The organism is Magnetococcus sp. PR-3 (assembly GCF_036689865.1).
Taxonomy (GTDB): Bacteria; Pseudomonadota; Magnetococcia; order Magnetococcales; family Magnetococcaceae; genus Magnetococcus.
In genome coordinates, this window is the sequence record NZ_JBAHUQ010000008.1 from 42,964 (window position 1) to 65,209 (window position 22,246).

Below are 22,246 nucleotides of genomic sequence, written 5' to 3' on the forward strand. Positions count from 1 at the left end.
TGATAGAGCGGCGGCTCCCTTCTGTTTACAAGAAAGGGTTCTCCATATCTTCTAGGATTTTTTTCTTTTCCATCTGACGCTTAGCATAACTACTGCTGACATCAAAGTCTGATAAAACAGCTTGTGCCATGGACAGACGCCTGGCTTTAACGGCAGCGCCAGTAAACTGGGAGCGGATACCACTGCTTCCATGCTTTTTGGAGACGCCGTCAAAACTACCGCCATCTTCGCTTAAGCGATAAGATTCCACCATATTAATAATCTGTTGCAGCAGAACCTCAAGTGTGCGTGGGCGGTTGGTTCGGATAAAATTGGTCAAAAAGGCCATTTTATCGCTGCTAAACGAATCTTTCTCGGCACTTTTCTCTAAACAGAGACAGACAAGATCCAAAGCTTCAGGTCGTTCCCATACGCGATCACGACCTAACATGCGTGCATGGAACAGAGCGTCGTCTTGGGCAACCCGATTAATAATCGTTAATAGCTTTTCAGGAATAGCCCGTCCAGCCCCCAGTAAGGTTACGTAGCGTTCCAAAACAATTTCTGGCAGATCAATAGGGCCTGTACGATCTTCGAAAGATCCAACCCCTTGTATCCCTTGAGCCAGCAAAGCCTTTACCAGCTCCTCTTGCTCTGCGTCCGTGAACCCTGCTTCAGGAAAAAAAGGTTCGCACGCAAAACAGTGTTCTTTATCTGGGGTATATAAAGGCGAGAGAAGCAGTTCGAGCTCAAACTCCTCAAGCTGTGCCAATGTTTCGTGGTCCAAAGCATCCAAAGGATGTTCCACATTAAACTGAGCGACAAGATGCCCAGCCATTTTTAAACCCAACAGGCGCTGTTCTTGCAGTTGTTGGGTAATGGTTGCTTTCAGTTGCTCCATGGATGGGGTCTGCATAAAACCAATTCCTTAAAGCCGTATGCCCACCTGATTAGACAGGTGACAAGCACGGATTGTACGATAAATGAGGGTTACACTCCCTGTTATGGACATGTAAGGTGAAGATGAGTTCACAAAAGCTTTTCTTCAAGGTATAACCAACCGGTCCCAATCTGAGAGTAAACGTCAAACATAATGACCCAAACGCCGACCATCACCGTTTTAATCAGTGCCTACAACAGCGAGCAGTATCTCACAGAAGCTGTTGAGAGCATTCTGCTGCAAACTGAGACTGATTTTGAGTGCCTACTGCTCGATGATGGTTCCAGTGATGGCACCTGGCAACTCATGCAGTCTCTCGCCAAACAGGATCACCGGGTTAATATCCATCAAAACCCCAAAAATATAGGCCTAACCCAAACCCTAAACCGTGGTTTAAAGATGGCCAGAGGTCGGTTTATTGCACGACTGGATGCCGATGATGTCGCCCTCCCCCAACGCTTGGCGTTGCAACGGCACTACTTGGAAAACACCCCGCATATTGATGTAGTTGGGGGGGGAATTGCCTGTTTTATTGATGAACAGAGCACCCCATTAGCTAAACCCCCTGAGCGGCCAACCATCGACCCTTGGATGATTGATTGGCAAACCCGGCTCCGTTCCGTCATGATCCACCCTGCAGTCATGTTCAGAAAGCAGGTTATTTTAGAGCTGGGTGGATACGACAGCAACTATACCTACAGCCAAGATTTTGAGTTATGGGGGCGCCCTGCATTACAGGGGCGCATGAGCAATCTCTCTGAGTCTGTTATACAAAGCCGTCAGATTGCCTCACAAATTAGCCTAAAACATAAACAGACCCAGCAACAGTTGGCCTATACCATCGGTCAGCGCAATTTAACCCCTTATTGGCCCAGCAATACCCCACCAACGCTGGAAGAGATTGAGCGGTTACGTTTTTTAACCCAGTTTATTCCCCAAACCTATAACCCAAAAGATTTTCATTTGGCCCTCATGTTGATCCAAAGCTTTCAGCACTTTTGCCGTGCACACCCAGGCCCCACTCATGTGATGAAACAAGCACGCCATAAGTTGGCCACACAGCTTCTCTCCATTATCCCCCTCAGTCAGCTACATGATGCATGGCAGGTGGGGTTATTACCTGCTCTTTTCAAGCTGGCTCCCATGCCATGTATGCGCCTTGGCTTAAACCGAATGTTGAAACGTTTTTAACGCTAAGCCACCTGCTGTTCCTGGGTTTTAACCAGATTCGAAATATGGGTATAGTCTGTTTTGCCACTACCTAGCAGGGGTAACTGCTGAACATGGATAGCATGCCGAGGCAGCTGTATCTCTGCAACCCCCTGCGCCCTTAGCGTACGCCCGAGCTCTGTGATATCTAACGACGCCACCTCAGATACCAAAACCAACCGCTCCCCTTTTTTTTCATCTGGCCTGGCAACAACGGCATGCCTTTGGTCTGGATAGATCAGAGCGACCAAGTTCTCAACAGCTTGTAGTGAGACCATCTCTCCTGCAATTTTGGCAAATCGTTTAACGCGCCCTTTAATACGCATAAACCCTTCTTCATCCATATCCACAATATCTCCCGTGTCATACCAGCCCCCTTCAACAGGTTGCAGTTGGCCTGGGGCATCTGTCTTTAGATAGCCCAACATGACATTTGGCCCTTTGACCCAAAGCTGTCCACCTTCATCAATACCGGGCACGGGGTCCAGGCGCATTTCCATACCCGGCATAAGCCGACCCACACTACCTGAACGGTTGTGCATGGCTGTATTAATCGCCAGCACAGGGGCTGTTTCCGTCGCACCATACCCTTCGAGAATTCGTAAACCAAAACGCTCCATCCATAACTGGCGTGTTTGAGCTTTAACGGCCTCTGCACCTGCAAATACAAACCGTACGCTATAAAAATCGTAGGGATTGGCCATACGGGCATAACCCGCTAAAAAAGTATCGGTACCAAACAGTATGGTGGCATTACTGTCGTACACCAGCTCTGGTACAATCCGATAATGCAATGGAGAGGGGTAGAGAAAGCTGCGAATACCTGAAAAAACCGGCATTAAAAAACCTGCACTTAGGCCAAAAGCATGAAAGACCGGCAGGGCATTGAAAACCACATCCTTAGGAGAATAGTCGACCCGAGCCCCCATTTGGGCACAATTGGATAGTAAGTTATGGTGACTCAACACCACCCCTTTTGGGTTCCCTTCACTGCCCGATGTAAACAGCACCACGGCCGGATCGTGGGGATTAATGGCTTTCCAAGCGTGTAACCAGCCACTCATCGGCGCTAAGAGCCATGCCCAAGCCTTTTGCCACACCGTGATGTTTTGTGTCAGCTCTTCTAAATAGAGAACCTCGACATCAGAAGACAAAGCATCAAGTAGCGGTTCCAATTTTCCCATCTCAATAAATTTGCGCGATGTGATCACCTGTTTAAGCTGTGCGGTATGCACAGCACTCTGTAGATGTGCTGGCCCCGCACTGAAGTTCAACATGGCAGGCACCCGCCCACCGTATTGCAAACCAAAAAATGTGGCTGCAACTGCAGAGGTGTTGGGCAATAGAACCCCTACCCGAGCATGCGGCTTGGTCACCTTATTAAACAGACCAGCCATGACCAGAGAACTCAAATACAAGCGGTCATAGCTCATGGGTTTGCGTTGAATATCTTCTAATATTATCCCAGAGCCACCATGGATATCCCGTGCACTGCGCAGTGCTTGAAATAGGGTTTGATCCCGTTTAGAGGTTTCAAATAACATTTCCGTTAAGATATCGTACAGCGACAAAGCGATCTGTTTCCGTCGTTCACGGCCAACAATAGAGGCATCGACCGAGATTCTTTGGGGCGGGAGGATGCTCAGGGTTATGGCAGGAAATAAGCGTCGGCGCACAACCCCCTTCAGACGACTGAAAAAGGTATACTGTGCGCCATCAATACGGATCGGCAAAATGGCGCTATGGGCACGGTCTGCAATTAAGCCCGGGCCTTCAAAAACTTTCATCAAGCTCCCCGTGACCGTAATTCGCCCTTCAGGAAAGATAATACAAGCGTTGCCCTGCTGCACAGCACGCGTTAAACCACGCAAAGCCAAAGGATTGGTCGGGTCGAGAGGGTAAGCATTAAAGAGGGGTAAAAAGGGTTTTAACCACCACCGCTGGGCCATATGTGTATTGATGGCAAAGTAGGGTTTTATGGGCAGAAAAGCCGCCAGTAACAGTGCATCTAAAAAAGAAACATGGTTTACAACAATAACAGGGTTATCTCCTGCTTTTTTCAAGTTATCCAACCCATGTAACTGCACCCGGAACAGAAGCCGCAAGACCATACGTAATGAGGTCATGAGCACCTCATTAGGAAGTAGGGTTACGATATAGGCTGTGACAAATAGATTGGCAATAGCCATGCTCAAAAACAGCTCTGGAATACTCCACCCCATGGCCAACATACCCATGGCCAACAGCGAGCTGACAACCATGAACAGCGCATTAAGAATATTGTTACTCGCTATTAAGCGTGCTGTCTCTCCAGACTTGCCATGGGTTTGAAGCAAGGTGTAGAGCGGTACCACAAAAATCCCCCCTGCTACGGATACACCAAATAGGTCCAGCATGATACGCCAGCCCTCAGGCTGCATGATAAACTGATGTAAGGATACGGGCCCCTGAAGACTCCACTGCCCCATGGCAACATAGAAATCAAAGGTAAACAGGGACAGCGCCAAAGCACCAAACGGAGCATATGTGGTATTAGGACGGCTGTGCTGTAACCGGTTACACCAAATAGAACCCACACCAATACCAACTGAAAACAGGGTTAAAAACAGGGTTACCAATGGGGCATCACCACCCATATGGTTTTTAACCAGGGTAGGAAACTGTGTTAAAAATGTTGCCCCCACCAACCAAAACCATGAAATCCCCAAAATTGCCCGCCAAGGGCGGGTTTGCTGCGCGGCTAAAGACAACATCGCCATGGTTTGCTTTAAAAAGTTGGCCCCTACCTGTAAAGAGGGGTTAGCAGCGGGGCCATCGGGCACCTGACGCCCAGTCCACCACCCCACAAAAGCCACCAAAACAAGAAGGGTGGATAAAAACCAGATGCCTGATTCCACCGTGGCTAAGAGGCCACCACAAATGGTGCCCAGCAAGATGGCCAAGAAGGTACCCGCCTCCACCAACGCATTCGCAGGCAATAATTTATCCCGTGATAGAATTTCAGGCAGAATGCTGTATTTAATTGGGCCAAAAAAACTGGATTGAGCACCCATGGCAAAAAGCACAAGCATGAGAAAAGGTATGCTTTGTAGATAAAAACCAAGGCCAGCTAAAACCATCAAGGCAATCTCCAGCAGCTTGATGGTTCGAATGAGTGACGCTTTGGGTGAACGATCGGCCAAGTAGCCCGCCGTTGCAGAAAAAAGGAAAAAGGGCAAAATAAAAATACCCGCCGCCAAGGGCAACAGCAGCGCAACGTTATAACCAGCCTGTTCTGCCAGCCCAAATGTCAACAACATCACCAAGCCATTTTTAAAAAGATTGTCGTTAAAAGCGCCCAAAAATTGCGTGAAAAAGAGAGGACGAAAAGCTGAATCTTGTAATAGTTTAAGCGGACTCATATCCAGCTCCTAAATAGCTTGAGTTAAACCTTTAAGGTAAGTTGCGACAAAGTGATGGGCAATATTTGCAACAGGCTCTTGGGAGACAGCATCCAACTTACCTGACCCATGCAGTGTCAGGATGCCATGCAAACCACTCCACAAAACACTGACAGCACGACGCTTGTCTGTATGAGGTAGATCTGGCATTTGAGACTCCACCTGCTGAAGCACCTTTTCTACCTGAGAGCTATACCAATCCGGCAGTGGTACTTGCTCTGGCAAAGAGAACTCAATAAGAACCCGCCACCGACGTGTGTGCTTTTGGATAAAACCCAAATAGGCATCCAATAGAGTGGCCATAGCTTGCGGGGTGTACGGCTGTGTTGTTGCTTGTTGAATCACATCCACAAAATGCTGCTCTAAGGCTTGTAATGTTTGAGCATTCAGGTGCAAAATCAACTCATCTCGATTGGCAAACAGGTTGTACAGCGTTCCGACTGAGTAGCCAATCTCCTTAGCAATTCGCCGGGTAGAGAGCTGCTCTAGCCCCTCCTCTTCCACAATCAACCTTGCGGCTTGCAACGCCATATCATAAAGCTCTTCTCGGGTGTGATCAGAACGTCTTGCCATGATGTGATCCTCCACTCTTTTTGAACGATGTTCACAATATACAAAACTCGCCCCCTGACTTCAAGCTTTTTTGAACACCGCTCAAAACATAGATATTTAGATTATGAAAATCACATTTTATAACTACAAACCCATTTTTTCCTTCTATTGAGAGAACACCACAGCACGGCTTGAAATTTCAGTGTGAGCAAGGTAGTTTTTATATGCCCTATCTATGGTAGGCGCAGGAGTGTTTCTTGCTTTTTAATGATAACTGCTAATGAATAGATTTTATGTACGCTGACCTCTTTTCGACAGAAGGTCGCATGACCCGCAAGCACTTTTGGAAGTACTATCTACTGCCGATCATTGCAGTACATGTATTTCTGACGGTCGCCCACATCTATGCTGGTCTCTCACCCATGGCCCATTACATCTGGTTTTGTCTGGCAACTTGGTTGCTCATTGTCGCGAGCATCAAGCGCTTACATGACCGAGGCCGAACAGGCTGGTGGATTATCCCCATGCTCTTGGTGCCGATTATTGGTTGGGTTTGGTTTTTCATTGAATTGGGTGTCATGAAGGGCACACGCGGCACAAATATCTATGGTCGAGACTTTAGAAATTATCTAAGAGCTGAAGAGAGCGCCTAGTTTAGCAGCAATCCATCAGACATGATTTCTGAGCTTTAACTCAGCAGGATGCGGATGCAGATACCACTGCTGAGCCAGATAAGAAACTTTAAATTTCCGAACATAATGATTGACCATCGTCACAGGCACGATGAGCGGTATAAGCTCTTGATGGTAATGTTCAAACAACTCTATCAACTCTGCCTTTTCATCCGCACTTAATTCTTTTTTAAAAAAACCCATGAGATGAAACAGAACATCCACATGTTTTTTTACCGTGGCACGTTTGGTTAAGGCAGACATTAATACCTGACCATACTTCTCAAATGAGGCCAGTTTAGAAGCTTTACCAACCATTTTACCCAGTGCCCGCATCTGCACCGGATCATGTGACATAATCAAAAACTTATGACGTGCATGAAAATCCACCAGCGCCTGAACCTCACCCTCAGACTCTACCAAGCTCAACCAGCGATCATAAACAAAGATGCGCTCAATAAAGTTTTCTCTGAGCGCTGCATCGCGTAAACGCCCTTCCTCTTCCACTGGGACCATAGGGTTATGCGCCATAAAAGCCTGGGCAAAAACACCCACACCCGCAGAGTTAACAGGCATACCTTGATCGGTATATTGCTTAACACGCTGCATGCCACAAGAAGGCGATTTGCTTTTAAAGATAAACCCACACAAGCGCTGCTGAGCCAAAGAAGCCGCCTTTTGCTCACTCCATTGCGTTAAGGGCGCTGTAAGGTCCCGAAGGGTCCGGATAGAGATGACACGAGGGGTCGGTTCTGCTTGTTGCAGATGCATGGGTTCTCTTGGAATACCAAGACCCGCTTCCACTTCAGGGCATAGGCTCTTTAATTGAAAATGATCAGATAATATGTGTGTAATATAGCGGTCATGCTTATGCCCACCATCATAACGCACCTCATTTCCGAGCAAACACTGGCTCACTCCAAGGGTAATCATGGTTGCCCCACCCTTTTTTTGGATTCAACGAGAACTTTACCTTTGCGGCCCAGGCGGGCGATCCAGTCAGTTTCATGAATAGGGCCACAAAAAAAACCAGAAAAGAGTATTCGATCCCGTTCAAGCTGATAAAATTCAATGATCTGGCCACGACGATCAGCCAGTGTTATCCATTGATGATAAGGGTCTACACCAACGGCTAGGGCACGTTGATTAATTTTAAGCCCTGTTTTTTTGAGCAGATACTCTGCCGTTTTTTTGGGTGCCTCAGCCTCAACACACACATAAAACCAAGGATCAGGGAAAAGCGTTTGAGTCGTTAATGGCCGTGACAGGCTATTCATCTCAAAAGCCCGACTGCGCAGCGTGTCCATAATCCTGAGCGGGGGAGATTTAGCGGGGAATTGCTCATAACAGTATGTGACGCGGTAATCAATACTGACATGAACCCATAAAGAAATCGCGCCATAGACTAGCGTTAAAGCCAGCATATGCGAGGCATTAAACCGACCAGAATGTCGCTGAATCCACAACACAGCAGCCATACAGGCCATCCCCAGCACAATAAAGAGCATGGCACCATATAAATAGTGCACACAGGGAAAACCAACCATGGCATACAGCATGATCCCACCCAAGAAAAGCAGTGAGAGTGCTGGCGGGACAGGGTTACATAAAAACAAACGGAACCAAGCAGGCCCTTGAGCTGACCAGCGCAAGGAGATAACCAACATGAGCCACATGACCCCTTGGGCCACACTAAGAATTAGCATGGTCTCTTGGGTAAAGTCCCACTGCTGCATGGTTTCCGCTAAGGTCATAAATAATCCTGTAGTAGTACATACTCCAGACATGTAAGAGCAGACATATAGCCTGCTCTTATCATGACATATCCAGATGAGAGGGTCATCTGTGGGTTTATTTTTTACCTGTGCTCCTAAATGATGTTTAGATCTACTTGGTGACCATACGCTTATAGTGATTGATCAGGCCGTTGGTTGAACCATCATGACTCTGCACGATCCCCTCTTCCGTAAGCTCAGGAAGAATTTTTTTAGCCAATTGCTTACCCAACTCCACCCCCCATTGATCATACGGGTTGATCCCCCACACCATCCCTTGGACATGAATGGTGTGTTCATAAAGCGCGATCAACTGACCAAGGGTATAAGCATCAAATTGGCGCACCAAAATTGAATTGGTTGGCCGGTTACCATCAAACACCTTATGGGGCTGTAGTGCCTCTATGGCCTCGCCATCCAAACCTTCGACCTCAAGCTCAGCACGAACCTCCTGAGCTGTTTTACCCCGCATCAATGCCTCAGTTTGGGCAAAAAAGTTAGAGAGTAATTTGGGGTGGTGGTCACCAAGGGCATTCTGGCTTTCGGCTGCAGCCAGAAAATCAGCCGGGACTAAACGAGTGCTTTGATGAATCAGTTGGTAAAATGAGTGTTGACCATTGGTACCAGGTTCACCAAATAAAACTGGGCCTGTTTTAGTCGTTACCCGATCACCATCACGGGTGACATACTTACCGTTGGACTCCATATCAGCCTGTTGCAGATAGGCCGCTAAACGGTGCAGATATTGATCATAGGGAAGTACAGCAAAACTCTCAGCACCCAAAAAATTGTGGTTCCAGATACCTACAAGAGCCTTGATCACAGGCATATTTTGTTCAAGGGGTGCTGTGCGGAAATGCTCATCCATCGCATGAGCCCCCTCATGAAGCTGCATAAACCCTTCAAACCCTACGGCAAGAGCAATGGGTAGCCCAATTGCCGACCACAAGCTGTATCGTCCCCCCACCCAGTTCCAGAAAGCAAACATATTTTTAGTATCAATACCAAAAGCCGAAACAGCCTCAGCATTGGTAGAGAGCGCCACAAAGTGCTTACCCACAGCCCGTTCGCCCAATGCATCGACCAACCACTTACGGGCAGTGTGGGCATTGGTCAGGGTCTCTTGGGTCGTAAAGGTTTTTGAAGCTACGATAAACAGAGTGGTATCAGGCTGGAGATTTTTTAATGTTTCAGCCATGTGGGTACCATCCACATTGGAAACAAAATGAACGTCTAACCCTGACTGCATATAGGGTTTAAGCGCCTCACAGACCATAACAGGCCCCAGATCAGAACCGCCAATACCAATATTCACGACATCCGTTATGGCTTTACCAGTCTGGCCTTTCCATGCACCAGATCTAACGGCACTGGAAAAGTCTGACATTTGATCCAATACCTTCAGGATGTCGGGCATGACATCCTGACCATCGACATAGATTGGACGCTTAGAACGGTTGCGTAAGGCCACATGTAGGACAGCACGATCTTCCGTATTGTTAATCGCCTCCCCCGCAAACATTCGATCACGCCAACCCTCAACATCCTGTGCCCGCGCTAGATCCATCAACAAACCCATGGTCTGTTCTGAGATACGGTTTTTGGAATAATCAAAGAGCATCTCACCCAACTGCAAAGAAAAATGCTTAAACCGCTCTGAATCTTGATCAAACAGATCCCGCATATGTACTGTTTTATTTTGATCCATATGTGCGTGCAGAGCTTGCCATTGGGGCAGATCAGACAGGGTAGGCATGGTGCCAATCTCCAGATGGGTGGAACATAAAATAAAGTCACACAGTTTAGCGGGTTTTACAGAAATGATCATGATGGCTTTGTAACAATGTGATGCCCAAAACAGTCATCTGCTTAATCAATTCGCTCAGGATATCTCAGCAAGCATGTTCACACCTGCCTTCTTTAGCAGGTATCTACTTTTCCACTTAGGCGCAAAGAGTTTCTAATGGGTACAAAGATACCTTAAAGAAAAGACCACCCTATAAGGGTGGTCTTTTTAAACGCCATGTTCTGGGTAAGATTAAGCTGATTCCTGCATACTGTACAGCAGCTTAATCTCTTCATTCCATATGGTTTCATCAATGGTTTCAAGAATAAGAGGAATGCCATCCAGACGGTCATCATTCATGATCAACCGGAATGCCTCTAACCCTAATTTACCTTCACCAATGCTGTGATGACGATCCACCTTTGCGCCTAAATCAGGCTTGGAATCGTTTAAGTGCATGCCACGGAGATATTTAAAGCCAACAATTTGCTCAAACTCCGCCATGGTTTTTTCATAAGCATCCGCCGTGCGCAGATCATATCCTGCCACAAAGGTGTGGCAGGTATCCAGACAGACCCCCACCCGACTTTTATCTTCCACACCTTCAATAATATGGGCCAGATGCTCAAAACGGTAGCCAAGGTTAGAACCCTGACCTGCCGTATTTTCAATCACGGCCACAACATCATGGCTCTGATCCAAAGCCCGGTTGAGGCTGTCAACGATCAGATCGAGACACTCAGTCTCCTCAATTTGACGCAGATGACTACCTGGATGAAAATTCAGAAAAGGCAGCCCCAGCTGGGCACAACGTTCCATCTCATGAACAAAAGCATCCAGTGACTTCTGGCGTTTCTCTTCATCAGGATTACCCAAATTGATCAGGTATGAGTCATGTGGCAGCGTATGCTCTGGTGCATAGCCGTATGCCTGCATACGGGAATGGAAGAGTTCGATTTGCTCATCGGTAAGAGGCTTTGCGGCCCATTGACGCTGGTTTTTGGTAAACAAGGCAAAAGCCTTAGCCCCAATAGCCTTCGCATTTTCAGGTGCATTTTGCACACCACCAGAAACACTTACATGCGCACCAACATATTTCATAAACCACTCCTACTTACTTTGATCTTCCTGGGGAGTTTTTTTGTCCAAGGATGCTTCCAAAGCCTCCCAAGCACCTGCCTGATCGTCCCCTTGTAACCAAGTCAGGTCAGCCTGGGCATCATCCTGGGCAAAGGTTGCAGGATCCGGCAAGGCATCGTGCCCATGAGAAATCTCTTCAGGCTGGGATTCGGCTGGGGCAGAATCATCTTGCCAAGCTTGGGGGATAGAGGGGTTACGCACCAGTCCATCCAGGGCGGTCGCAAAGGCACGAAGCGCGCCACTGATGCCCGTAGAAACTTTATGTGTGGGATCCACCATGATCGGGTCCTCAATAGACCGAAGGTTCGGAAAAAGGAAAGCCCAAACAAAAACGCCCATAGTGGGCGTTTTATCAACTGGTGGGGAGTATACGGGAAAAGAGAGGATTTACGAACGGATAAAAAGTGAGACGATAAAGAGCAAGGTAAAAATTACAATGCTGATCACCAGACCAGAGTTACTGTCTTTTTTGACAGACTCCACCCGCTTTTCCATGTGGGACTGAGCCTTATGGTTACGAACCAGTCCATCTTTTAGATCTTTAACATTCTTCTGGACCTTGGCCCACTCATCCGGATTTGCCGCCCCTTCACCAGAGGTCAGCTTCTCCATTTTACCACGCAGCTCTTCAATCTCCTCCTCCATGGCGGTGAAGCGCTTATCAAATTCCACCACGAATTTGAGCAACATTTCATTTTTTTCAGGATTGTTGTCTGTCATGACGCAACCTCACCACTCACCAAAACTGCAAATACCGTTGAGATCATTACCAAAGTTCGGGCCACTGCTGGCGTAGCTTCGCCAAACGTTGACGACCTAATGCCATACCGATGTCAGCCCCCTTATACCCATCGGCCATAATCGCCTGGGGCTTTACCGATTGCCAAATTTTCATTGCTTTTTTTATGCCAACAGTCGGGTTTGGCCACCCAAAAACCTCAGAGTGCAACGCACAGAGAGACAGTAACTGACTGCTTCTTGGCTGTTGCAGCCCACCTTTTAGCCCATTAAGAACAGGAAGTAACTTTTCTGGAGCATGACGTGACACAAACAAAGCATGCGGTAACGACTCCAAAAGCCACACCAGCTCTTTTTGTATACGGCCCGGCATGCGCATATACCGCCCCATTCGAGTAATCAATGGGGCTACAGGCTCTTGATCGGGCAGCACATCTCCAATCCAAGCAGCCAAACGCAAGGTTATCTCCCCCTGCCACTGACACATCAGTGTCAATAGGGGGAAGGTCGAGTGATGAGCGCACGTTGTATCAGGAAAAATCAGAGGTTGAGCCCCTACTTTTTGCACCAAGTAAGCATATTGCCCACCCTGCTCTTCCATTAACCCTCGTTCACTTTCAACCCAAATACGTTCAGGGCTCAGCTCCTGCAACTCCTCTTTAACTACCAGCTCCTGACATAGCAGCAATGTCTCATCATTCACCTCAAAGCCCAATGAGGCAAAGCGGGCATAAAATCGGGCTAAGCGTAATACCCTTAAAGGATCTTCTGCAAAGGCAGAGGTCACATGACGCAGATGGCGGTTAGTCAAGTCCTGCACCCCACCAAACGGATCAATCAACACTCCACCTAACGAGCGTGCCATGGCGTTAACAGTTAAGTCACGACGGGCAAGATCCTGCTCCAAGGTCACCATAGGGGTGGAGGTTACAGAAAACCCCAAATAACCTTTACCCTGTTTACGCTCCGTACGGGCCAGCGCATACTCTTCATGATTAACCGGGTGTAAAAAGACAGGAAAATCCGCCCCTACCTGCTTAAAACCCAGCGCCAACATTTGCTCTGGGGTCGCACCTACAACAACCCAATCCCGATCTTTTGCAGGAACTCCAAGCAACGCATCCCGTACCGACCCCCCCACCTCATAGATAGAGATGGTGGGGTGCTGCTCCAAGCCAAGGTGCTGGTTGGGCATTGGAGACGACATACGTTAGACCAAAGCAGCTTCACGCACAGCCTGCAACCAGATCAAACCTTCCACCTCATCATTTACGGCTGGCTGATAGCCCTTAAGCACATATTCAGAGGCATAGATTTTAATGGCCAATGGTGGCCAGTGCTCACCTTGCATGGGAACCCGAAGTTGTAAAGCGGCAAAGCTGATGCCTTCTACCTCAACCCAATCCACCTCTTCAACAACCCCACGGACACCATAATCATCCAGACTATCTTCAGCCCCGATCAGGAAATGGGATCCTTTCAGGTTAACCGAAAGGGTACGCCCCTCCTCTTCAGGGGAAGAGTCCTGCTGATTCTGCGCCACAGCACTTAAATTCTGTTCATCAACCTCAATGCGGTCTCGCTGTGCGGGGTGCAGAGTATACGCCAAACCCGCCATGCTATACCCGTAATATTCACCCGCAACCAGCTCAGTTTCCCGGAAAGCATACAGAGGGTTAAAGGCTGTGATAGAGCGCTCTTCGCCGATCTGTATACGCTCCCAGCAATCCCCCTCTTCGCCTGATTCAATAGCCTCAAAGATAGCGGTATTCTGACCGCCGCTATAAAGAAAGGGAAAAATACCCACCATATGGCGGCTCTCATCTTCTTCCACAGCAATGATCATCAAGAAGCGCAAAGGCCCATCTTCTGGATAGTGCAACGCCATGAGCGTGGCCTCGTGAGCAGAGCCATTGTCCCCATGACTAAATCGAGTTGCCATAGGCCAAGGCTGGGCCTCAGCGGTAAAACGGTGCACCACTCCCCGCAACCACTTTTCAAAATCGGGCAGGATAGCACTCCAGTGATAACCGTGATCCATAACGTTCTACTCCAGGATTTTCTTGAGCCTGCTGACAAACAAAAAAGGGTCAGGCATAGATGCCCAACCCTTTAATCTGTTTCATGGTGCCGGAGGCCGGAGTCGAACCGGCACGTAGTTGCCTACGGCAGATTTTGAATCTGCTGCGTCTACCAATTTCGCCACTCCGGCACTGAAGGTTGCGAATGTACCGCAACCTTTTTTCGCTGTCAATACATTCATAGACAGAAGGTGAACTTATCTTAAAAACTCTGCCTTTTTTTGTATTCAGCCCTTAATTCAAAGCTTGGAGAATGTCCTCAATCACATCTTCAACATCTTCCAACCCCACAGAAAAGCGAACCAAGCCTTCCCCGATACCAGCTTGCTGACGATCTTTTTGAGGAACTCTCGCATGGGTTGTGGTCGCAGGGTGGGTAACCAGCGTCTTACTATCTCCTAAGTTTGCAGTAATCGTTGCCAGTTGCAGACGATCCATAAAAGCATGGGCAGAAGCCCGATCCCCTAGGTCCAGACACACAACCCCACCAAAACCGAGCATCTGCTTTTTAGCCAGTGCATGCTGCTTGTGGCTCTCCAACCCTGGGTAGAGTACGCGATGCTGAGTATCTGGGCGTTCAAAAAGAGCCTCAGCCACTTTCATTGCATTCTCACAGTGGCGCTCCATGCGAATACCCAGCGTCTCTAGACCTTTATAGAGAACCCAAGCATTAAAAGGAGAGAGACTAGGCCCTGCATTGCGCATATAACTACGCATGGGCCCTTCTACAATCTCCACATCACCAATAATCCCACCACCCAGCACCCGCCCCTGACCATCCAAATACTTGGTGGCTGAGTGAACCACTAAATGTGCACCCATCGATAAAGGGTTCTGCAAAATGGGCGTGCAAAAGACATTATCAACAACCATTTTGATCTTATGATCACGGGCTAGTTGCCCCAATGCAGGAAGGTCAGCCAACTCTAACGTTGGGTTAGCCGGGCTCTCCAGATAGAACATCTTGGTATTGGAACGGATGGCATTTCGCCAACCGTCTGTATCGGACAGTTCGACAAAGTCCACTTCAATACCAAATTTTCCCAAATAGTTTTTCGCCACATTAATGGTAGAGCCAAAGACTGAACGGCTCATTATCAAATGGTCACCCTGCTCTAGCAGCGCCATAAAAACACCAAAAATCGCTGCCATGCCTGAGGAGGTTGCGACACAAGACTCGCCATCCTCTAACTCAGCAAGACGGTTTTCAAAGGCTTCCACCGTCGGATTACTGAAGCGACTGTAGATGTTTCCCTCTTCATCGTCCCCAAAAACCGCAGCAGCCTGTGCAGCATCTTCAAAAAAGAAGCTGGATGTTAGGTGCATGGATAAGCTGTTCTCCCGCGCGCTACTGGCTGGCACCCCAGTGTGAAGGGCCCGGGTGTTTTTGCCATATCGGGATTTACCATTTTCCATCTGTGAATTCCTCAACAATAAAACAGTCACTATATGGACTACGCATGCTACGGTGATTACACCTTTTTGTCCAGGCAAACCCCATTTTGATCACTTTCTTGGTTGACCTTAGCCCTTCAGATATGGAGTATATGGGTCCCATAAGCCCGCATGGTGAAATCGGTAGACACAAGAGACTTAAAATCTCTCGACCCTTGGGTCGTCCCAGTTCGACTCTGGGTGCGGGCACCATTTAAGATATAAGGCTTTTTAGCCCGAAAGGCCCGGTCAATAGACTGGGCCTTTTTTATTACGCAGCAGAAGAGCAACAGATTCTTTTCATTTTACTCTGAATATCTGCTAAAGATGGCGCATAAACCATCTCTCCACCCCACCCCATTGCACATGAGTTAACCCTCTTACTGCGCAGAACATGCCCCCGTTGTGGTGCTATGCCCCCCAGCATAACAGGCACCCTGCCTAGCTTTCAGCCAATACGGAAGATATTCCGACTCGTAAAAGGTTCATGCTCAAACCCATAAAAGCCATCTATCCGTGAGAGAGGCGCAATCAAACCCAAACATGCCGTTACCTGTATTGCTCGACTGTTTACATGTTCTGGAACACTCAACGCCCTTAAAGGTACAGGATTGAAAGCACCATAGATTAAAAGCAACCGACCGTTTCCAGCATACATGACTTGATCGTTTAAACCTTTGATCTTGAACCTATCCAAAATACTCTAGCCCATACCCCTACTAGATTCCAGAGCCACCCCGCAATCACCACACAACCCTAAATCTGCTCCCTTCTAATGCCTCAACCGAATCCCTAAGCCCCTGCCATGCGCATGCTTGGCAATATTCTGCACACCATAAAGAGACAGGTCAGTCTCTTTATGGTTTTGGAGGTACACACCAACCCAGCTGGTAAGCTTTACACTAGAAACCGTATACCCGAGAAAAGGCGCAGAAAAAGACAATAGATTATCAACCCCCCCCCCAACATAAGAGAACCGAGCAACACCCCACCGATCATCGACCAGATCTCGTGACCAGGACATCAGATCAACAGAAACAGGTACGCCACTGGCGCACCCAATCGCTCATCAGAGAAATAATGGCTTCTATCTGTTTTTAACGCGAAAAACATGCAAATAACGCTTGAAGAGAATGACTGGGTTTCCCCATAAAAAAAGACTCCGAACCTGAAGATTCGGAGCCCTCATATGGAATCAGTACCGGTGTCAACCGTACCTGTTGCGCATGTACTATCCCGGCACCATCCTGTGAGGATTGAGAGATAGAAAAAGGTCTGTACCTACTTTGTACCATCAATTCAAAAGGAGTTTCCAGGAAATCCGAACAACAAGATTCTCTTTTAATGTAAAAAACAACTACACCCTGCATACATCCATGAATTTTTTGAAATTTTCGTAAAATCTCATGTTTGCTTTTTAATAAGATTATTTTTTTTCTTTTTGTTCAATCAAGCGACCATCAATAAGACCCCAAAAACGATCTTCTACAGCCTTAAAATACCATCCCAATTGGGTCTGACAATGGGCACAAACAGATAACTGCCATTGATAACCCGCAAACCAACTAAACTCACGACTTTCCTCACCAGCCACCGCGACATTTACAACCTGACCATAACAGGTGATTTTAAAAACATATCCAGCCGGGTTGAAAAAAGTATGCGCTGAACTCCCTTGCCGCTGAACTTGCCAATCACGATCAGTCACCACATGCCTACACACTTTGCAAAACAACCGGGTATTCGGGAACGGTTCATGCACTATACCCTCATCAAGAGCAGCTAGCTGTTCAGAGGTATCCGTGCACGGTTCCTCTTTGAAGCTAACTATATCTTTTTTTTCAAAAGGATAACTTCTATCCCAAGTCACAGGCAAAAATTGCCTACTCGTTATGGCAAGCATGTTTTGCCCGTTGCGTAGCGGCAATTTTTTCGAGTGATCTTGGATCAGGAGCATGGTGCATCCAACACAGGTATCCAGGTTTTTTTATTAAGCCTGAGTACCAAACGGCACACCATAACCATGGATGGAGCCTGCCCTTCTCGTGATTTAAACCCACGGGATGGACAGAACCAAGCCTGCCTTGGTAAAATGGTATCAGGAAGTGAAGCGCTAACCGGACATTGTACAACGTGTTTCATACCTGGAATAGAAAAAACTGACAGAATCGATCCCAGGAGAGGATGGAGCCATGTTAGAAGATCTGCAGAAACAGATTGATGAAGAGCGTCGCGAAAAAGTAGAGCGTCAAAAACAAGAACAGCTGATGCGGGTAAGACTTGCCTTCTACATGGTGGCAGGCTTTGGCATTATATCCATGATTGGTGGAGGCCTGTACGCCGGAGGTGCTTTTGACCTTGAGATCTCATCCGCCGGTAATATGGTAGCCAGCCCTTCAGAAAAGCGCGCACGCACACAACGCTTTCTCGATGATAGCCGCCAAAACCATATGCAAGGCGTTTTAACCATGCATGACCCCTGGCCCAGGGTTAAGATTGGCCAATAGAAGATCACTGAGAAAAAGGCAGAGTTTTAATAAACTGCCCAAGAACCAAAAAAAAGGGGGGCCCTGCGATCAGGGCCCCCCTTTTTCTTAATACTCAAAAGCGCACTACAAACCACAAATGGTATGAAGCTCTCTGGTTTTGTAGAGTTTTTCCAGAATATCTACCACACCTGGATCAAAGTGAACACCACGGCCACGCATGATCTCTTGCATGGCATCTTCTACACTCCAGGCCGATTTATAAGGCCGCATATTTGTCAAAGCATCAAAGACATCAGCAATGGCCACGATACGAGCCGCCAGCGGGATTGCCTCACCGGATAAACCTTGCGGGTACCCTGTTCCATTCCACTTTTCATGATGGAATAAGGCGATATCATGCGCCAACTCAAACCAGTTTTGCCCCCCAAGGATTGTCGCACCGATGCCCGGATGTGCCTTGATCACCTCAAACTCTTCATGGCTGAGCTGATCTGGTTTTCGTAAAATTTGGTCAGGTACACCAATTTTACCGATATCATGCAGCTTACTCGCCTGCCCCATCCGCAACGCTTCGGCCTGTTTAACCCCTAAATCTTCTGCAATTTTGGTTACTAAAGAGGCGATACGCTTAATATGGTTACCGGTATCTGTATCTTTAAACTCTGCCGCAATGGCCAACATATGCATGGCATGACGGTTGGCTTCTTGCAAATCCATGGTTAGCTGTAAATTAGCTAAAACCGATGCAAACTGGTTGGCCATGACATGAATGATATGGCGGTCGTTGTCGGTCAGCTGGTCGGTGTTTTCTAAGTAGATATAGCCCATATTACGTTGATGGGTCTTTAAGGGAATAAGTTGAACATTTTTTCCCAACTCATCAACATTACGCTTGGATTGAACAACTTCATGACACAGGTCAACCACGGTTTCTGTTTTGTGGCTGTGAACGTCTTCAAAATCCCCAGTACCCGCCTGCACCACAACTTTTTCACCTGAAAGCGTCATGATCAAACCATCACCACTGGTGACGATACTGTTTTTCCCCAGATGGCACAGACTAATAATCTGCGTTAAAACACCTTGGAAAAATTCAGGAACAACATCAACATTACGGGGAAAGAGATTAGGTGTGCTTTCAAGAATACGCTCAAGACCCAAACGGTTTGTTTCAATAACCTGCAGGTCTCTATAGGCTTTAATGGCAGTGCGCAGCGCTGTATAGAGCCGGTTTGCCGTAAGCTCGGTCTTATCCTTGTAGTCATCAATATCATAATTATCAATAACGTAACGCTCTGGTGCAACCCCAGGCTGCCCAGTACGAATAATCAGCCGAATCTGTTGATCACCCCAAGTTTTGCGAATCCACTCAACCAACTTTAGACCGGCACTCTCCTCCTCCATAACCACATCAATGAGCGCGACCGCAAATGGATCTTGCTCCATAATGATACGCTTGGCTTGTTCCGCAGAGTTGGCCGAAATGATCTGCGCAGAGTGACCAGAGAAAGAAAAATCGCGCAAGTTTAATCGTGTCAGGACATGTATATCTTCATCATCATCAACCACCAGCACACGCCAAGGCGTTGCATCAGAAACCTCTGGTTTCTGAACGGGGTGGGAATTTCTAGATTCCGGACGTTTTTTTCGAATAAGTTTCATACAGTCCTAAAACCACAGGTATTTAATGCCACACTCGCCGTAATGGCATGACCGAAACAGATGACGACCATTCACAACGTTTGTAGATAATAACAGAAAATGTCACATTCTCACAACATTCTTATACCCATGTTTTTGTTCATACATTTAACACCAAGATCTTTATAACCTTTAAAGGTAAGACATTTTAGCGTCAAAAAGCATTGTGAAAACCGAAGATCAAACGCTCATCTTCTTCACTCAATTGAGTCGTAACACTGCTAAAAGGGGAGAAACGATATTGGGTTTCCATCTTATAGCGATTACCCTGCACATCACCGACCGCACTGTTGACAGCCCAATCCCCTTTTTGCCACTGCGCTTGTAGATAGTGCCCTTGTTGGTGGGACACAACCCCTTTCATCTGCACAGGCTGACCGTGTACATGCTGTAATGAACGACGAGGTGTCAATTCCAGATGGCCCGGCTTAGTGACACTCCATTGTGCTTGCAGAGGAACCCCAACAGCTGGTTTTTTTTCAGATCCAACATCCTCATAACCTTGTTCTCGCCCCATCCAAGCCGGCAACGATACCCGCTTGGACAGGTGGCGAGCTTGCATATTAAGCCAACTTTTAGAGCGTTTTTTAATCTGTTCTGTATCCCAACCCCACTGTGTTGTCGTAGCTAGGGGTTCAACAACACGCTCAAAGCTGATATCCCTTGGTTCGTTCTTACTGGTATGGCCAAACACATAGGCGGTTTGTTGAGATGACATCATCCAAGCAGGCCCATCAAGCCAACCACCATGCATCGCTGCTGTCCAAGCACAGGACTCTATTTCACACACAGCGACTGAATAACGATCCTGCTCGGCTTGAGCAAACAATGGGCTGGTGACTGACATAAGCACCAACACACAGGTCGATAAGAAAACCTTAAAATTAGACATAACAGACGCCCCTCTCTTAAGCGGAGTTTGGGCCGGGGGTGTACTTGTTTTTCCAAGTCACCGGAATAGCTGTGACGCAGCCATCCAACTCCCTAAACACAGAATTTCATTGTGCCTGACTTCACAAGCATGGAACAACCGCTCCTGGGTCCAAAACCCATAAAATCAGCTTCCTTATTTATAGGTGTACAAATAGCACCATACTGTTCCACAAAAAAAGGCACCCCAAAGGGTGCCTTTTCTCAAAACTTCTTGTGAAAAAGAGAAGAATCAGGGAATGCGGTGCAGTTCCACACGACGGTTCATCATCATCTCATTATCATTGGACTCACGTGTCATCAGCTTCTTTTCACCAAAACCAACGGCGACGAAGCGGCTACGATCCACACCTTGCTTGGTCAGGAACCAGATAACAGCCTGGGAACGCTTGCGAGACAGCATTTCGTTATAAGAAGCATCGGCACGGCTATCGGTATGACCCTGAACTTCAACACGGATCTGACTATGCTTCTTCATGGTCATGGCCGCGTTGCCGAGCAATGTCTGCGCACTAGGGTTCAATGCCCAGGAGCTGGTGTTGAAGTTAATGCCAGAAAGCTTCCAGCAACCGTTGCTACCCACCACAAGGCCAGTTGGCGTATCTAGGCAGGCATCTGCACTATCCATAACGCCATCTTTATCTCCATCCATCTCAGCCTTACACCCACTCTCATTTACATCAACATACATGCTGGTACCGGGGCATTTATCGTACCCATCAATCACACCATCACGGTCATCATCCAAAGCACAACCACGCGCATCAACTGCTAAACCCATTTTAGTATCTGGGCAACGGTCGGTGGCGTTATTCAGACCATCACCATCACGGTCCATGGAGCAACCAACGCCATCCACTTTCATAAAGATAGGCGTTTCAGGGCACTGGTCCTTATTATCAGCAACACCATCACCATCGGCATCACCCATGATGCATTTACCCATACGATCCATGCCATGCTCACATGCCATTTGTTTAGCACCAGGCTTATATGGGAAAAACTGTGTCCCCGCTGCTGAAATGGTATTTGGGCCAGTCTGTGGGTGCCACTGGATCCAGCCCTTATAGGCTTCCTGAGCCTGAGCTACAGGAGCGACTGCCATTAAAGCCAATGCACCGGCTATCGAAAAAAGTAGTTTGGTCTTGGACTTCAACATGGTTCTTCCACTCCCTTATCCTTGAACGGAAAGCTCGCAAGCTAACTAAAAAGACAAAAATATTCAAACGGAGCAGATATCGTTATTTCCAACATATATCCCCCGCATAGTTTGATCTTAGCCAAAACCATGCCCACAAAACAACCGCCGGATAAAGATTTTTCCGCGTTGTTGACTGTTTATGATCAAGGTTCACGGCTTTACCGGCCTAACAAAATGAGG

The 22,246-nt window shown here is 47.5% G+C and carries 19 protein-coding genes and 2 tRNA genes; 4 read left to right on the plus strand and 17 right to left on the minus strand.

What is annotated here, in order from left to right; translation table 11 throughout:
• Positions 1 to 25 precede the first annotated feature (25 nt).
• On the minus strand, positions 26 to 895 hold the full coding sequence (locus V5T57_RS06620) for a hypothetical protein (protein WP_332890391.1): 870 nt from the start codon (positions 893 to 895) through the stop codon (positions 26 to 28).
• 177 nt (positions 896 to 1,072) lie between these two features.
• Here V5T57_RS06620 and V5T57_RS06625 point away from each other — a divergent pair, with 177 nt between their 5' ends.
• Positions 1,073 to 2,110, plus strand: coding sequence for a glycosyltransferase family 2 protein (locus V5T57_RS06625; protein ID WP_332890392.1), 1,038 nt, complete (start codon positions 1,073 to 1,075; stop codon positions 2,108 to 2,110).
• A 2-nt stretch (positions 2,111 to 2,112) separates the two neighbouring features.
• On the opposite strand, the gene V5T57_RS06630 is transcribed toward V5T57_RS06625, so the two are convergent.
• Entirely contained in the window at positions 2,113 to 5,529 is a 3,417-nt protein-coding gene (locus tag V5T57_RS06630; RefSeq protein WP_332890393.1) for an acyl-[ACP]--phospholipid O-acyltransferase, read from the minus strand.
• A 9-nt stretch (positions 5,530 to 5,538) separates the two neighbouring features.
• Complete coding sequence (locus V5T57_RS06635; protein WP_332890394.1) at positions 5,539 to 6,141, minus strand: TetR/AcrR family transcriptional regulator; 603 nt, start codon at positions 6,139 to 6,141, stop codon at positions 5,539 to 5,541.
• Between the two features lie 272 nt (positions 6,142 to 6,413).
• Here V5T57_RS06635 and V5T57_RS06640 point away from each other — a divergent pair, with 272 nt between their 5' ends.
• Positions 6,414 to 6,773 (plus strand): DUF805 domain-containing protein, encoded by a 360-nt coding sequence (locus tag V5T57_RS06640; RefSeq protein ID WP_332890395.1) that lies wholly within the window; start codon positions 6,414 to 6,416, stop codon positions 6,771 to 6,773.
• Between the two features lie 15 nt (positions 6,774 to 6,788).
• Here the strand turns inward: V5T57_RS06640 and V5T57_RS06645 are convergent, their stop codons facing one another.
• The 10 genes from V5T57_RS06645 to V5T57_RS06690 form a co-directional block, all read right to left on the minus strand.
• The gene (locus V5T57_RS06645) at positions 6,789 to 7,724 is read right to left on the minus strand and encodes a YbgA family protein (RefSeq protein ID WP_332890396.1); all 936 of its coding nucleotides are present in this window, start codon (positions 7,722 to 7,724) and stop codon (positions 6,789 to 6,791) included.
• Positions 7,721 to 8,545, minus strand: coding sequence for a hypothetical protein (locus tag V5T57_RS06650; RefSeq protein ID WP_332890397.1), 825 nt, complete (start codon positions 8,543 to 8,545; stop codon positions 7,721 to 7,723). The genes V5T57_RS06645 and V5T57_RS06650 overlap by 4 nt, the downstream gene beginning before the upstream one ends.
• Positions 8,546 to 8,678: 133 nt before the next feature.
• On the minus strand, positions 8,679 to 10,322 hold the full coding sequence (gene pgi, locus V5T57_RS06655) for a glucose-6-phosphate isomerase (protein ID WP_332890398.1): 1,644 nt from the start codon (positions 10,320 to 10,322) through the stop codon (positions 8,679 to 8,681).
• 282 nt (positions 10,323 to 10,604) lie between these two features.
• The gene (gene nfo / locus V5T57_RS06660) at positions 10,605 to 11,453 is read right to left on the minus strand and encodes a deoxyribonuclease IV (RefSeq protein ID WP_332890399.1); all 849 of its coding nucleotides are present in this window, start codon (positions 11,451 to 11,453) and stop codon (positions 10,605 to 10,607) included.
• A gap of 9 nt (positions 11,454 to 11,462) precedes the next feature.
• A complete protein-coding gene (locus V5T57_RS06665) occupies positions 11,463 to 11,771 on the minus strand; it encodes a hypothetical protein (RefSeq protein WP_332890400.1) in 309 nt (102 codons plus the stop codon).
• A 108-nt stretch (positions 11,772 to 11,879) separates the two neighbouring features.
• Positions 11,880 to 12,212: a hypothetical protein gene (locus V5T57_RS06670; protein WP_332890401.1), complete on the minus strand. Its 333-nt coding sequence runs from the start codon at positions 12,210 to 12,212 to the stop codon at positions 11,880 to 11,882.
• 46 nt (positions 12,213 to 12,258) lie between these two features.
• Positions 12,259 to 13,437, minus strand: a complete 1,179-nt coding sequence (locus V5T57_RS06675) for a hypothetical protein (RefSeq protein WP_332890402.1) — start codon at positions 13,435 to 13,437, stop codon at positions 12,259 to 12,261.
• Positions 13,438 to 13,440: 3 nt separating this feature from the next.
• Positions 13,441 to 14,271 carry a hypothetical protein gene (locus tag V5T57_RS06680; RefSeq protein WP_332890403.1) on the minus strand — a complete coding sequence of 277 codons (831 nt, stop codon included), beginning with the start codon at positions 14,269 to 14,271 and terminating at the stop codon, positions 13,441 to 13,443.
• A gap of 84 nt (positions 14,272 to 14,355) precedes the next feature.
• A tRNA-Leu gene (locus tag V5T57_RS06685) sits at positions 14,356 to 14,442 on the minus strand.
• Positions 14,443 to 14,545: 103 nt separating this feature from the next.
• Complete coding sequence (locus V5T57_RS06690; protein WP_332890404.1) at positions 14,546 to 15,727, minus strand: O-succinylhomoserine sulfhydrylase; 1,182 nt, start codon at positions 15,725 to 15,727, stop codon at positions 14,546 to 14,548.
• A 144-nt stretch (positions 15,728 to 15,871) separates the two neighbouring features.
• Here V5T57_RS06690 and V5T57_RS06695 point away from each other — a divergent pair.
• A tRNA-Leu gene (locus tag V5T57_RS06695) sits at positions 15,872 to 15,958 on the plus strand.
• A 1,213-nt stretch (positions 15,959 to 17,171) separates the two neighbouring features.
• Here V5T57_RS06695 and V5T57_RS06700 read toward each other — a convergent pair.
• Positions 17,172 to 17,702 carry a cereblon family protein gene (locus tag V5T57_RS06700; protein WP_332890405.1) on the minus strand — a complete coding sequence of 177 codons (531 nt, stop codon included), beginning with the start codon at positions 17,700 to 17,702 and terminating at the stop codon, positions 17,172 to 17,174.
• Between the two features lie 235 nt (positions 17,703 to 17,937).
• Between V5T57_RS06700 and V5T57_RS06705 the strand changes: the two genes are divergently transcribed.
• Entirely contained in the window at positions 17,938 to 18,252 is a 315-nt protein-coding gene (locus V5T57_RS06705; RefSeq protein WP_332890406.1) for a hypothetical protein, read from the plus strand.
• Between the two features lie 105 nt (positions 18,253 to 18,357).
• Here the strand turns inward: V5T57_RS06705 and V5T57_RS06710 are convergent, their stop codons facing one another.
• The 3 genes from V5T57_RS06710 to V5T57_RS06720 all read right to left on the minus strand — a co-directional run bounded on the left by V5T57_RS06710 (position 18,358) and on the right by V5T57_RS06720 (position 22,024).
• Positions 18,358 to 19,896: an HD domain-containing phosphohydrolase gene (locus V5T57_RS06710; RefSeq protein WP_332890407.1), complete on the minus strand. Its 1,539-nt coding sequence runs from the start codon at positions 19,894 to 19,896 to the stop codon at positions 18,358 to 18,360.
• A gap of 193 nt (positions 19,897 to 20,089) precedes the next feature.
• Positions 20,090 to 20,827 (minus strand): hypothetical protein, encoded by a 738-nt coding sequence (locus V5T57_RS06715; RefSeq protein ID WP_332890408.1) that lies wholly within the window; start codon positions 20,825 to 20,827, stop codon positions 20,090 to 20,092.
• A 270-nt stretch (positions 20,828 to 21,097) separates the two neighbouring features.
• Positions 21,098 to 22,024, minus strand: coding sequence for an OmpA family protein (locus V5T57_RS06720; protein ID WP_332890409.1), 927 nt, complete (start codon positions 22,022 to 22,024; stop codon positions 21,098 to 21,100).
• Between the last annotated feature and the right edge of the window lie 222 nt (positions 22,025 to 22,246).

Coding starts and splice junctions, on each gene's coding strand:
- V5T57_RS06670 (WP_332890401.1), bottom strand. CDS start 12,212: ATGACAGACAACAATCCTGAAAAAAATGAAATGTTGCTCAAATTCGTG.
- V5T57_RS06705 (WP_332890406.1), top strand. CDS start 17,938: ATGTTAGAAGATCTGCAGAAACAGATTGATGAAGAGCGTCGCGAAAAA.
- V5T57_RS06645 (WP_332890396.1), bottom strand. CDS start 7,724: ATGATTACCCTTGGAGTGAGCCAGTGTTTGCTCGGAAATGAGGTGCGT.
- V5T57_RS06635 (WP_332890394.1), bottom strand. CDS start 6,141: ATGGCAAGACGTTCTGATCACACCCGAGAAGAGCTTTATGATATGGCG.
- V5T57_RS06675 (WP_332890402.1), bottom strand. CDS start 13,437: ATGTCGTCTCCAATGCCCAACCAGCACCTTGGCTTGGAGCAGCACCCC.
- V5T57_RS06630 (WP_332890393.1), bottom strand. CDS start 5,529: ATGAGTCCGCTTAAACTATTACAAGATTCAGCTTTTCGTCCTCTCTTT.
- V5T57_RS06625 (WP_332890392.1), top strand. CDS start 1,073: ATGACCCAAACGCCGACCATCACCGTTTTAATCAGTGCCTACAACAGC.
- V5T57_RS06680 (WP_332890403.1), bottom strand. CDS start 14,271: ATGGATCACGGTTATCACTGGAGTGCTATCCTGCCCGATTTTGAAAAG.
- V5T57_RS06665 (WP_332890400.1), bottom strand. CDS start 11,771: ATGGTGGATCCCACACATAAAGTTTCTACGGGCATCAGTGGCGCGCTT.
- nfo (WP_332890399.1), bottom strand. CDS start 11,453: ATGAAATATGTTGGTGCGCATGTAAGTGTTTCTGGTGGTGTGCAAAAT.
- pgi (WP_332890398.1), bottom strand. CDS start 10,322: ATGCCTACCCTGTCTGATCTGCCCCAATGGCAAGCTCTGCACGCACAT.
- V5T57_RS06720 (WP_332890409.1), bottom strand. CDS start 22,024: ATGTTGAAGTCCAAGACCAAACTACTTTTTTCGATAGCCGGTGCATTG.
- V5T57_RS06640 (WP_332890395.1), top strand. CDS start 6,414: ATGTACGCTGACCTCTTTTCGACAGAAGGTCGCATGACCCGCAAGCAC.
- V5T57_RS06690 (WP_332890404.1), bottom strand. CDS start 15,727: ATGGAAAATGGTAAATCCCGATATGGCAAAAACACCCGGGCCCTTCAC.
- V5T57_RS06710 (WP_332890407.1), bottom strand. CDS start 19,896: ATGAAACTTATTCGAAAAAAACGTCCGGAATCTAGAAATTCCCACCCC.
- V5T57_RS06650 (WP_332890397.1), bottom strand. CDS start 8,545: ATGACCTTAGCGGAAACCATGCAGCAGTGGGACTTTACCCAAGAGACC.
- V5T57_RS06620 (WP_332890391.1), bottom strand. CDS start 895: ATGCAGACCCCATCCATGGAGCAACTGAAAGCAACCATTACCCAACAA.
- V5T57_RS06715 (WP_332890408.1), bottom strand. CDS start 20,827: ATGTCTAATTTTAAGGTTTTCTTATCGACCTGTGTGTTGGTGCTTATG.
- V5T57_RS06700 (WP_332890405.1), bottom strand. CDS start 17,702: ATGCTCCTGATCCAAGATCACTCGAAAAAATTGCCGCTACGCAACGGG.